10 protein-coding genes are annotated in these 12297 nt (G+C 62.6%); 6 read left to right on the forward strand and 4 right to left on the reverse strand.

All coding sequences use genetic code 11. The features are described from left to right. Positions 1 to 44: 44 nt before the first annotated feature. Positions 45 to 2081: an NADPH-dependent 2,4-dienoyl-CoA reductase gene (locus H9642_RS09030; protein ID WP_251836100.1), complete on the reverse strand. Its 2037-nt coding sequence runs from the start codon at positions 2079 to 2081 to the stop codon at positions 45 to 47. Between the two features lie 173 nt (positions 2082 to 2254). Between H9642_RS09030 and H9642_RS09035 the strand changes: the two genes are divergently transcribed. Genes H9642_RS09035 through H9642_RS09045 form a run of 3 tightly spaced genes read left to right on the forward strand, consistent with a single transcriptional unit; the run spans position 2255 to position 4982 of the window. Beyond that, entirely contained in the window at positions 2255 to 3196 is a 942-nt protein-coding gene (locus H9642_RS09035; RefSeq protein WP_251836101.1) for a carbon-nitrogen hydrolase family protein, read from the forward strand. Then, the gene (locus H9642_RS09040) at positions 3193 to 4239 is read left to right on the forward strand and encodes an AraC family transcriptional regulator (protein ID WP_251836102.1); all 1047 of its coding nucleotides are present in this window, start codon (positions 3193 to 3195) and stop codon (positions 4237 to 4239) included. The genes H9642_RS09035 and H9642_RS09040 overlap by 4 nt, the downstream gene beginning before the upstream one ends. Before the next feature lie 23 nt (positions 4240 to 4262). Then, complete coding sequence (locus tag H9642_RS09045; RefSeq protein ID WP_251836103.1) at positions 4263 to 4982, forward strand: 4'-phosphopantetheinyl transferase family protein; 720 nt, start codon at positions 4263 to 4265, stop codon at positions 4980 to 4982. 26 nt (positions 4983 to 5008) lie between these two features. Here H9642_RS09045 and H9642_RS09050 read toward each other — a convergent pair whose 3' ends face one another. Beyond that, positions 5009 to 5842, reverse strand: a complete 834-nt coding sequence (locus H9642_RS09050; RefSeq protein ID WP_251836104.1) for an isocitrate lyase/PEP mutase family protein — start codon at positions 5840 to 5842, stop codon at positions 5009 to 5011. Between the two features lie 196 nt (positions 5843 to 6038). Between H9642_RS09050 and H9642_RS09055 the strand changes: the two genes are divergently transcribed. Then, positions 6039 to 6320: an HU family DNA-binding protein gene (locus H9642_RS09055; protein ID WP_251836105.1), complete on the forward strand. Its 282-nt coding sequence runs from the start codon at positions 6039 to 6041 to the stop codon at positions 6318 to 6320. A gap of 114 nt (positions 6321 to 6434) precedes the next feature. On the opposite strand, the gene H9642_RS09060 is transcribed toward H9642_RS09055, so the two are convergent. Further along, positions 6435 to 7442 carry an AraC family transcriptional regulator gene (locus tag H9642_RS09060; RefSeq protein WP_251836106.1) on the reverse strand — a complete coding sequence of 336 codons (1008 nt, stop codon included), beginning with the start codon at positions 7440 to 7442 and terminating at the stop codon, positions 6435 to 6437. Positions 7443 to 7576: 134 nt separating this feature from the next. On the opposite strand from H9642_RS09060, the gene H9642_RS09065 reads away from it, so the two are divergent. Both H9642_RS09065 and H9642_RS09070 read left to right on the forward strand, forming a co-directional pair. After that, a complete protein-coding gene (locus H9642_RS09065) occupies positions 7577 to 9196 on the forward strand; it encodes an FAD-binding dehydrogenase (RefSeq protein WP_251836107.1) in 1620 nt (539 codons plus the stop codon). 69 nt (positions 9197 to 9265) lie between these two features. Next, positions 9266 to 10996: a thiamine pyrophosphate-binding protein gene (locus H9642_RS09070; protein ID WP_251836108.1), complete on the forward strand. Its 1731-nt coding sequence runs from the start codon at positions 9266 to 9268 to the stop codon at positions 10994 to 10996. A gap of 212 nt (positions 10997 to 11208) precedes the next feature. Here H9642_RS09070 and H9642_RS09075 read toward each other — a convergent pair whose 3' ends face one another. Beyond that, positions 11209 to 12195: a lipid A deacylase LpxR family protein gene (locus tag H9642_RS09075; protein ID WP_251836109.1), complete on the reverse strand. Its 987-nt coding sequence runs from the start codon at positions 12193 to 12195 to the stop codon at positions 11209 to 11211. Positions 12196 to 12297 lie beyond the last annotated feature (102 nt).

Here is a 12297-nt window from a genome sequence, read left to right on the forward strand (position 1 = left end):
CCGCCGATCGTAGATCGACCGACGGCGACGACAACATCAGCGAATTAAAGTTCAGCGGCCAGTCGCGATCCCTGGTTGATGGCGCGCTTGGCATCTAGCTCAGTGGCCACATCCGCCCCGCCAATCAGGTGCACATTCTGCCCGGCGGCGACCAGGCCAGCGTGCAGCTCACGCAGCGGCTCCTGGCCGGCGCAGATGATCACCGTATCTACCGGCAGCACCTGGGGCTCGCCGCCGGCGATGCTGACGTGCAGACCGGCGTCGTCGATCTTCAGATATTCGACCGTGTTGAGCATCTTCACTTGCTTGTTCTTCAGCCCGGTGCGGTGAATCCAGCCGGTGGTCTTGCCCAGGCCGTCGCCGACCTTGGTTTTCTTGCGCTGCAGCAGGTACACCTCGCGCGCCGGTGCTGGCGGCTTCGGCTGGACGCCGGCGACACCGCCACGGGCTTCCAGCCCCAGGTCGATGCCCCACTCCTTCCAGAACGCTTCGCGGTCCAGGCTGGTGGACGCACCGTCGTGAGTGATGAATTCAGACACATCGAAACCGATGCCGCCAGCGCCGATCACCGCGACTTTCTGGCCGACCGGCTTGCGCTCAAGTATGGCGTCCAGATACCCGATTACCTTGGGGTGCTCGATGCCCGGGATCGCCGGCGTGCGCGGCGCGATACCGGTGGCCAGGATGATTTCGTCAAAGCCACCCTTGAGCAGGTCATCAACCGTGACCCGAGTGTTGAGCTGCACCTGTACGCCGCTGGAGTTCAGCTTGTTGCCGAAATAGCGCAGGGTTTCGTAGAACTCCTCCTTGCCCGGCACACGCTTGGCAACGTTGAACTGGCCACCGATCTCGCTGCCGGCATCGAACAGCGTCACGCTGTGGCCACGCTCGGCCGCCACGGTGGCGGCAGACAGACCCGCCGGGCCGGCGCCAACCACGGCGATCTTCTTCGCCTGGGCTACCGCAATGTAGTTCAATTCGGTCTCGTGGCAGGCGCGCGGGTTGACCAGGCAGCTGGTCAGCTTGCCGCCGAAGGTGTGGTCCAGGCACGCCTGGTTGCAGCCGATGCAGGTGTTGATCTCGTCACCGCGCCCTGCGGCCGCCTTGTTGACGAACTCCGGGTCGGCCAGGAACGGACGGGCCATGGACACCATGTCCGCGTCGCCGTCGGCCAGCACCTGTTCGGCTACTTCCGGGGTGTTGATGCGGTTGGTGGTAACCAGGGGAATCTGCACCGCGCCGCGAAGCTTGGCCGTGACCTTGGTGAAGGCCGCGCGCGGCACCTTGGTGGCGATGGTCGGAATGCGCGCCTCGTGCCAGCCGATACCGGTATTGATGATGGTCGCGCCAGCGGCCTCGATGGCCTTGGCCAGGGTGACGATTTCTTCCCAGACGCTGCCGCCTTCAATCAGGTCGAGCATCGACAGACGGAAGATGATGATGAAGTGGGGGCCCACAGCCTCGCGTACGCGGCGCACGATCTCAACCGCCAGGCGCATGCGGTTCTCGTAGCTACCACCCCAGCGGTCGGTGCGCTGGTTGGTGTGCGCAGCGAGGAACTGGTTGATGAAGTAGCCTTCCGACCCCATGATCTCGACGCCATCGTACTCGGCTTGCTGAGCCAAGGTGGCACAATTCACGAAGTCCTGGATCTGCTGCTCGATGCCCTCTTCATCCAGTTCGCGCGGTTTGAACGGGTTAATCGGCGCCTGGATAGCGCTTGGGGCCACGGACTTCGGGCTGTAGGCATAACGACCGGCGTGGAGGATCTGCATGCAGATCTTACCGCCCGCCTCGTGCACGGCCTGGGTGACAATTTTGTGCTTTTCCGCTTCTTCAACAGTGGTGAGTTTGGCTGCGCCGGAGTACACCGCGCCTTCCACGTTCGGGCCGATACCGCCGGTCACCATCAGGCCGACACCGCCACGGGCGCGCTCGGCAAAATACGCGGCCATGCGCTCGAACCCGTTGGGTTGCTCCTCCAGGCCGGTGTGCATGGAGCCCATCAGAACGCGGTTTTTCAGCGTGGTGAAGCCCAGGTCCAACGGGGCAAGCAGGTGCGGGTAGCGAGCTGCAGTCATGGCAATTTTCCCTCAATCAATCACGGTTTTGGCGCCTCGTCAGGAAGGCGCTTGTTATGCAACCGACGATAAGGAGCAGGCGCACCCGGCTCAATGATCGAAACTGACAACTTACTGATCCTAATGAACAGCACGCCTTGGCAAGCCTGCCCGCTCCGCCTACCCTGTCGCCCATGATGCGCAAACTCGTGACTCTCCTGCTTTCCCTGATGATCGGCGGCGTTTTGCTGGCCGCTTTCCTCGTCTGGGCCGAACAGCGCCCCAGCGCCCATTACCTGTCCGATTTGCGCAGCCAACTGCTGGGCGATCCGCCGGCACAGACCGCCCATGGCAATCTGCTGATCATCCGTCCGCAGTTGTTCCCGCTTGATTACCAGAGTCCTGCGCACCTGCGCCTGAAACTCGTCGCCGCCCTGGATAACGCCGGCAACGCCGGCCTACTCGGCCCACGCACATTGGTCGTACTGCCCGAGCACATCGGCACCTGGCTGCTGGCCGTCGATGAAAAGCCCGAGTTTTACCGCGCACGCACCCGGCAGCAGGTGCGCAACTGGCTGTTGCTGGGCAATCCCGTCCTGGCGCTGGAAGTACTGCTGCGCAACCTCGACGCCGACCGCCTAGACGAAGCCTTGCTGCGCATGAAAGCCGAGCGCATGGCCAGCGATTACCAGCAGCTGTTCGCCAACCTGGCCCGTGACTATGGCGTGACGCTGCTGGCCGGCTCGATCCTGCTACCCGAGCCTCATATCGAAAATGGCCTGCTCAAAAGCGGCGATGGTCCGCTGCGCACCATCAGCCTGGTCTTCGGCCCTGACGGGCGCATCAGCGGCCAGCCCTACCTAGAAGACTGGCCCTGGGAGTCGCGCACCACCGACGTGCAGGACGTGGTGGTCGCCGGCCTGCATTACCGCATCGAACGCGATTGGCAGCCCGGCTGGCCACAGAGCCAGGTGCAATTGCCGGATGGGCGCAGCAGCCCACCGCTGTTTTTGCGCGGCCAGTTGAGCTGGCCGATCGGCGGCGCGCCGCGCAGCGTGCAACTCACGCCTGAGCAGGCGCCGCAAGCCAGCCAGGCCCCCGGCAGCCATGTCCTCAACCAGTGGGTCAGGCCGTGAAACTGCAGCGGGTGCGCCTCGGGGATCTCTCGGTGGGCAGCGTGCACAGTCTCGCCGCCGCTGTCCGCCTGCATGGCCACGATCCCGCCCCACTGCTGGAACAATACGAACTGGATGCGGCGCGCCTGGCCGTACCGCGCGCACGACTGTCGATTCCGCGCTACATGCGCCTCGGCCACGCCGCCATCCAGCTCTGCGGGCAACCCGGCCTGGGCCTGGACATGGGCCGTCTCAGCCATATCGGCCAGGTCGGTCTGGCCGGTGTCACCGCCGCCCAGGCGCCTACGGTGCGCGAGGCGGCGCGCACGCTGATTCGCTTCGAACCGCTGTACGCCTCAAACTATCGTGGTCAATCAAGCTTCGTTGAAGACGCCGGCGGCGCCTGGCTGAGCTTCTACTCGATCAGCCCCTATAACGCCTACAACCGCTTCGTGGTCGACTCGCTGCTGGCCGGCTGGCTGACCCAGCTGGGAATACTGGCCGGCCAGCCGCTGCGAGCGGAGAAAGTCGACATCGAATTTGCTGCACCCGACTATGCCGAGCGTTACGCCGAACTGTTCGTTGGCCCTGTGGAGTTCGCCGCCGAGCACAACCGCCTGCGTCTGAACCAGGCCACACTGGCACTGCGCAACCCGGCCCATTGTCCGAGCACCTGGCATCACCTGCTGGAAATCTGCGAAGCCGAGCTGCAGCAACTGACCCGCACCCGCAGCCTGACCGAGCGCGTCGGCCAGTTGCTCGGCCCGCTGCTCAATGGCCGCGAGCCGGACCTCGAAGAAGTCGCCAACCGCCTGCAATTGCCCAGTTGGACACTGCGCCGCAAGCTGGCCGAGGAAGGCTCGCAGTTTCGCAGCATTCTCAACGATACCCGCCGCGATCTGGCGATGACCTACATCCGCGATACCGAGCTGACGTTTGGCGAAATCGCCTACCTGCTCGGCTTTTCCTCGGCCGAAGCCTTTCAGCGCGCCTTCAAGCGCTGGTGTGGGCAGACACCGGGCGAGTTTCGCCGCAACCACCGACAGAGCGCGGTGACGTCTTGAACGGCGCCATGCAAAATTCACCCATGAACACACTGATTCCTGACTGCTGTAAACCGCTGCAACCTCACTGGCCGCTTCCCCAGCCTTTGTCCGGCGCCTACTTGGTCAGTACCCGCTTCGACGCGAGTCGGCTGAGCGCCGACGATTTCGCCCGCTGCGAGATCCCCGCCGTTCCGGGCGCCAGCAAACGCCAGTGCGAATACCTGGCCGGACGCCTGTGTGCCCGGCACGCCCTCTGGCAGCTGACCGGGCACGCCAGCGTTCCTGCCGTGGGTGAGGACCGCGCGCCACAGTGGCCAGCGGGCATCGTCGGCTCCATCACTCACAGCGCCGGCCATGCCGCCGCCCTGGTGGCCCATGCCAACAACTGGCGCGGCCTCGGCATGGACTTGGAGCGACTGCTGAGCCCCGAGCGCAGCCAGCGCCTGGCCGGGGAAATTCTCACCAGCCATGAACTGTTGCGCCTGCAACAGCTCGATCCGGCGTTACACCCCTGGTTGATCAGCCTGACCTTTTCCGCGAAAGAAAGCCTGTTCAAGGCGCTGTATCCCCTTGTGGGGCAGCGCTTCTACTTTCAGGACGCGCAGGTGCTGGAGTGGTCGCCCACCGGGCGACTGCGCCTGGGCCTGCTGAAAAGTCTGAATGGGGAGTGGGTGCGGGGAACGGAGGTCGAGGGGCAGTTTGCCGAGCTGGAAAGCCAGCTATTGACACTGGTGAGCATTGCGAATCAAACAGCAACGTAACGGCACCCACCCCACTCGGGACTTCGCTACTCGTTGCTGGGTGCCATCAGGTCATTCACTTCAGCGAAGGTGATCGCCTCGGCCATGAACGCGAAGGTGCCCGTTTGCTGGATCTCCTGTGCCGCCCGCACCAGGCCTCCCAAGGCAGCCCGGGCCAACGAGCTTCCCAAGCTGATCCGGCGCACGCCCGCGTCAGCCAATTCGGCGACGCTAAAGACGATTCCGCCAAACCCTATCACCACGTTGACCGGCCGCTGGACTTCCGTACAGACCATACGTATGGCCTCAAGCGTGGGTAATGCAGGCGCATACAACACGTCCGCGCCCGCTTTCTCGAAGGCGAGAAGCCTGCGAATCGTGTCGTCCAGATCACAGCGGCCCACGCTGAAATTCTCTGCACGGGCAACAAAGGTGAACGGGAAAGGCAAGTTGCGGGCAGCTTCCACCCCGGCCTGAATGCGCTCCACCGCATGGTTGAAGTCATAAATGGGGTGATATTTCTCTCCGGACGCGTCCTCAATCGAGCCCCCTACCAGACCTGCCTCAGCGGCCATCCTGATGGTCTGTGCGACGTCTTCGGGTGAATCGCCAAAGCCGTTTTCCAAGTCTGCACTGACCGGGAGCGACGTCGCATCAACGATGCTGGCGGCATTTTGGAGCACTTGCGCTCTGGTCAGCATCCCCGCCGAATCCTTTACTCCCAGACTAAAGGCCAATCCGGCGCTGGTTGTGGCCAGCGCCTTGAATCCCATGGCGGTCAATAGGCGAGCACTGCCCGCGTCCCAGGGGTTGGGCAAAATCAGGGGCGGGTTCTCCGCGTGAAGTCTTTGAAACGCAACGGCTTTAGCCTGCAGGCTCATGGTGCATCTCCCATGGTTCGATCACTGCTGCTCTTGAGTGGCAGCCCAACTCGAAGAATCCTGTCGTAGAGTAGCCTGCGCGCTCAGCCGTCACCGCGAAGGGCCACTACCTCGCACCACGTTTTTTTTTGAATTCCCGAGCCACTATGTGCAGGGTAGACTTCGCGCTCACTTAACCGAAGCGAAGCTCAGTCCCATGGCCATTACCAAAGACCAATTGCTTACCGATATCGCCGAGTCCACCGACGTCCCCAAGGCTACTGCGCGCGCCATGCTCGAACAGCTCAGCGCCATTGTCAGTGATGCCCTGGAACACGGCGAAGAGCTGACGCTGCCGGGGATTGGCAAACTCAAGGTCAGCGAACGCCCGGCTCGTACCGGCCGCAATCCGCAAACCGGCGCGACCATGTCCATCGCCGCCAAGAAAGTGGTCAAGTTCGTGCCGGCCAAGGCGCTGAACGACGCCATTAACGGCTGATCAATGCTCAACGCCAGGCCCCGCATTAAAGCCGGGCCTGGCGGTTTCGACTGAACCACCCCGCTCTCGCGCGGTACCGACGCTCCGCGCTCATGCGTTCATGCGTTCATGGCGTCACAGCTCACTGTCAGCTGCCGCTTGCCGCCACGCCCGTGGCGACTTGCCACTCCAACGTTTGAAAGCCCGTGAAAATGCCGTTTCATCGGCATAGCCCAACTGCAAGGCCAATTCGGTGATCGACTGTTCCGAGTGGCGCAATTGCTGTTGCGCTTCGCCATAGCGCACCTGATCCAGAACCTGGCGAAACGTCTGTCCCTGCGCTTGCAGCGCGTTCTGCAGCATGCGTGGATGGCGGCCCAGCAGGCGCGCCACCACAGGCAGGCTGGCTTCGCCGGTGGTCAGAATCGATTCCAGAACAAAACTGGTCTGTGCCACCACATCCTGGGGCGCACTGTCGGCATCGGTGAATTGGCCGATCAGATGGGATTTAAGCTGGCTGCGCTGTTCCACCGGACGCTGATGAATAATCGCCGGCTCGGCGCTAAAGCCATTATGCGGCTGCGCGAACGTCACCTCGCAGCCGAAGAACGCCTCGTAGTGGCAGGGCTCAGTCTGCGCTTCATGACTTAAGCCCACCCTGCCCGGTCGCCAGGCATCACCGAACAGGCTGGCCAGCGAGCGGTGCACCACACCCATGCCCAGCTCCAGCAGTTGACGCAGATCGACCCGCTCGCGCAACGCCACTGCATAACGCACTTCCAGGGCGTCCTCCTGCTCCACCACCGACAACTCAATGCCCTGGGCGTGCAAGTGCACGTATTTCTGGGTCAGCTTGAGCACCTCGGGAAAGCTTTCCGCCTGGGCCAGCAACAGGCCGAAGGGCCCCAGCACCAAATAGTCGTGATAGCGGCTGAGCTGCAAGCCGAACAGCGGATTGCCGGACTCCGTGGCCGCCAGGCTCAGGGCTTGGGCAAAGCGCGCATAGGGCACGTAAAGATCACGGCGGCGCAGCACCACCGGATCGAGCGCACAACGCTTGAGCACGTCGTAGGGGTTGAGGCCGTTATCGCGACACAGGCTATCGAAGCCGATGAAAACCGCGCTGCGGGCGATCTGAGTCATGGTTGCACCTGAGCTGAAGACACCACCACGCTCCCCTTCTCTTCGCAAAATGTCAACTTTCCATTCGCGAAATGTCAGGACGTGCTCAAGGGCTCTGCCTATGCTCGCAGCACAACAAGAATAGAGAAGTGGTTATGAGCGAAACCCTGTACCGCACCGAGGTGCTGGTCATAGGTGCCGGACTCGCCGGCATCAGTACGGCCCTGGAACTGCTTGACCAAGGCAAGCGCGTGATACTGCTCGATGCCGCGACGCGCCAAGCCTGCGGCGGCCAGGCCAACGATGCATTCGGCGGCATGCTGCTCAGCGAAACGCCCGAGCAGAAACGCAACGGCATCCACGACTCGGCCGAGCTGCTCTATTCAGACTGGCTGCGCGCCGCGCAATTTACCAGCAATGACCCGTGGGGCTCGCGCTGGGCGGCGCTGTATGCCGAACGTAACCGCACCGATATTTACGATTGGCTGCACGGTTACGGCATTCGCTTCTTCCCTGCCGTGCAGTGGGTGGAGCGTGGCAATCACGGCGATGGCAACTCGCTGCCCCGCTACCACGTGGCCTGGGGTTGCGGACGCGGCGTGGTGCAAACGCTGGCCCAGCGTTTGCTCAATCATCCCCAGGCGCACCTGCTGGAGTGCCTGTTTGATCACCGGGTTGAAGCCCTGGAGCATCAAAGCTCAACCGTAGTCGGCTGTTCCGGCAAAGGACCGCACGGCGACTTTCGTGTTCAGACCGAGCATGTAGTGATCTGCAGCGGCGGCATCAACGGCAATCCGGCCAAGGTGCGCCAGCACTGGGACAGCACAACCTACGGTCCCTGCCCGAGCGATCTGCTGATGGGCACTCCGCCCAGCGCCGATGGCGCCCTGCACGATCGCGTGCAGGCTCTGGGCGGTCAGGTAGTCAATCTCGGTCAGATGTGGAACTACGCCGCCGGCATTGCCCATCCCGAGCCGCAGTACCCCGATCATGGCCTGAGCCTGATTCCACCGCGCTCTGCGCTGTGGCTGGACAGCCGTGGCCGACGCATCGGCCCGCAGCCCTTGGTCACTGGCTTCGACACCCATGATCTGTGCAAGCGCATTGGCCATTTGCCCGATCAATACAGCTGGCAGGTGATGAACTGGCGCATCGCGATCAAGGAAATGGCCATTTCCGGTACTGACAGCAACCCGCTGTTCCGCGACCGTAAACTCGTGTCGCTGATCTGGCAGACCCTCACCGGCAACAAGGCACTGGTGCGCTGGATGCTGGATCACTGCCCGGACGTGATCAGCGCCGACACCCTGGAGCAACTGGCCGAACGCATGACCGCATTGGGGCCGATGACGGTTGACCTGCACGGCATGCAGACTGATATCCAGGCTTACGACGCCATGCTGGCGCGCGGACCGGCATTGCACAACGATGACCAGATCCGCCGCATTCACCATCTGCGACAGTGGCGCAGCGATCGCTTGCGCACCTGCCGCGCCCAGCCGATTCTTGCCCCCAAAGCCGGTCCCCTGATCGCCATCCGCGAGCGCATCATCAGCCGCAAGAGCATGGGCGGCATGCTGACCGACCTGGATTCACGGGTGCTGGACGGCCAAGGGCAACCCATTGCCGGCCTGTATGCGGCTGGCGAAGCCGCCGGCTTTGGCGGCGGCGGGATCAGCGGAATACGCTCCTTGGAGGGAACCTTCCTGAGCAACTGCATCTTCAACGGACGCCGCGCGGCCTGGGCCATCGCAGGCGTCGAGCGCAACGCCTAGCGTGTCGGTTACGCTCGGCGAACCCGACTCACTGAAATCCAACAAAAAAATAATGAAAAGGAACAGGACATGAAAAAGACCGGTGCGGCACTGGCCCGCTTTGCTCTCGAACAATTGGGCGTCAAATACACCTTTGGCATTCCTGGGGTACACAACACCGAGCTGTACGATGAATTGAATTCGTCGGAAAGCATCCAGCCGGTCCTGGTCACCCACGAGTGCGGCGCAGCCTTCATGGCCGACGCGGTCAGCCGCACCAGCGACAGCATCGGCACCCTGGTGATTGTCCCGGCGGCCGGCGTGACCCATGCCGCCAGCGGCATCGGCGAAGCCGGCCTGGACGGCATTCCCATGCTGATCATTTCCGGCGGTATCCACAGCGAGAGTCCGTACCGTTACCAACTGCACGACATCGACCAGCACAGCCTGTTGGCGCCCATCACCAAGGCCACGTTTCGCATTGCCGCCCACCATGAGGTCATTCCAACCCTCTACGAGGCTTACCGGATCGCCACCGGCGGCGAGCCGGGCCCAGTGTTCGTCGAGCTGCCCTATAACATTGGCAACTTTCTCGGCGAGGTTGACGAAATGCCGAGGTTCGAGCCCATCGAGGCCCCTGCCGAGCTGGATATGGACACCCTTCGCCAGGCCGCCAAGCAATTGGTCGAGGCACGACGGCCCGGCCTGTTCCTCGGCTGGGGCTCGATCGGCGCGCAACCTGAGCTGATACGTCTGGCCGAATTGCTCGGTGCTCCGGTGGCAACCACCTTGCAAGGCTTGAGCGCATTCCCGGGCAACCATCCGCTGCACACCGGCATGGGCTTCGGCGCCTACGCCGTGCCGGCGGCCGCCCGCGCCTTCGCCGATTGCGACTGCCTGCTGGCGGTCGGCACACGCTTTTCAGAAATCCCCACCGGCAGTTACAGCATGCCGGTACCGGCCGCGCTGATTCATGTGGACATCAACCCGCAGGTGTTCAATGCCAATTTTCCCGCACAACTGTGCCTGGAAGGTGACGCTGCCGAAATCATTCCGGCCCTGCTGCGCGAAGTCGAAGCCCTGCAACCCCAAGCGCGCGACCAGGCCGTGGCCGCCCGCATCCAGCAGGACAAGGCCGCCTATCGTGATGAATGGTTCAAGCACAACAGTGGCGACCGGGTGAATCCGGCACGCTTCTTCACTGAATTGCGCCTGCAACTGGATGACGAGGCCATTCTGGTGGCCGACGATGGCAACCACACCTTTCTGCTCGCCGAGCTGATGCCGATTCACGGCCCGCGCCGCTACCTGTCGCCAAGCGACTTCAACGCCATGGGCTACTGCGTGCCGGCGGTGATCGGCGCCAAACTGGCCAACCCCGACGCCACCGTGGTCGGCATTGTCGGCGACGGCGCCCTGCGCATGACCGGCCTGGAAATGATCACCGCCAGCCAGCTGGGGCTCGGCGTGCCGGTGTTCGTGTTCAGCGACGGTGAATTGTCGCAGATCGCCCAGGCACAGCAGATTCCCTATAACCGCAAGACTTGTACAGTACTCAAAGCGCTGAATATCAAGGCTCTGGCCGAAGCCACCGGCGCGGCCTTCGTCGCCATCGACAACGACGCCGGCTGCGGCGAGGGAATTCGCCAAGCCTTGCAACTGGCCGCCGAAGGTCGCCCGGTATTCGTTGATGTGCGCATCGATTATTCCAAGCGCACCCGGTTTACCGAAGGCGTGGTCAAGGCCACGCTGAAACGCTTTACACCACGGGACAAGGTGCGGGTCATCGGCCGGGCCCTGTTGCGCAAGGTGACGGGCTGAGCGCTGCGGCAAGAGCCTGGATCATGTGTTAACGCAGGGCCGGCTTTCTGTAGGGGCGAATTCATTCGCCTGATACCCAGTTTTTCCGGCACCTGCGGGGATGCGACCAACGAATTGACTAAGACCCTTGCGCTTGTCGCAGCCACTCATGGCCAGCAGGTCATCCGCCAGGCGAATGAATTCGCCCCTACCCGTTGTGGGTCGGTAGTCGATTAAAACCCGCGCGAAATCGTTAAAGAGCCGAACTGATCATGTCCGCGCTGCCCGGCAAATTCATGGCTGCGCCAGACACTGGCGAATGCCACTTGCCAGTGGTCCCAGGTCAGCACCACCCCGGCCTTGGCATCGCCCACCCATTCATTGCGGTCCACCGAATGACTGGACTTGAACGTATTGCCGTCCAGCAGCATGTTTTGCGCCATGTAGCGACCTTCCAGATGAACAAAGCCGTACCAGGCAAAAGCACTTCCAGGCGTGAAATGCAGATCGCCGCTTTGCCCGGGGGTCACTGAAGGAATGCCGAAGCTACGGTCCAGCCGACGGCCAAACCTTATCCCGACTCCGCTGGAACCGTAGGTGTAGAGATTGCCCACAGCCAAACCGAGGCCGGGACCGTATTCGAGCTCCAGCCCGGCGAACGAACCCTTGCGCCACCATTGCTGACCGTATGCCAGATTGACGAAGGGCTCGTTACGCAACTGGTTACGCCAACCATTGGGCTCACTGCTGTCGAACACTTTGTGCAAGCCACGCTGCACTTTTTCGGCACCAACGGCCGGGCCCACCAAGCCGATATCCAGGTGCATTTCCCGCGTCCGACGCCAGGTCTCACGCGGTTGGTCGGCGAACCATGACACCCCGGCGAAGGCCAGCCCCGCATAGGGACGGTCGTCTTCGACCAGATAACGGGCATCGATGTCGTTGGGTGTGTAGATCTGATAACCAAAGCGATAGGCGACATTAACCACCTCGCCGGCACTCCAGCCCGGCAGCGCTTCGGCAACGCCTCGGGTCCAGTGCTCCGCCGTGGGTTCAAAGGACCAGAACGCCTCGATCCCGCCGCTGTAATGGCCATCGCGATTGTCATAGGACAGCAGGTCGTTTTCGACCTTGAACGACAGGGTTTGCGCCGTGGCAACCCCAGGCAGGAAGACAAGCAGAAGACACCTGATACGCAGTTTTCCCTTGAGCGAAGTCATCACGATCCTTTCAAGCCTGCACATAGACTCAACTTAGAGCGAAGCGGCAACCCTTTCGTTCAGCGGTTTTGCGCGCTGATTGCGCTGGCATGACCGGCACCA

It is taken from the genome of Serpens gallinarum (assembly GCF_014836765.1).
In the GTDB taxonomy this organism is placed as follows: Bacteria; Pseudomonadota; Gammaproteobacteria; order Pseudomonadales; family Pseudomonadaceae; genus Serpens; species Serpens gallinarum.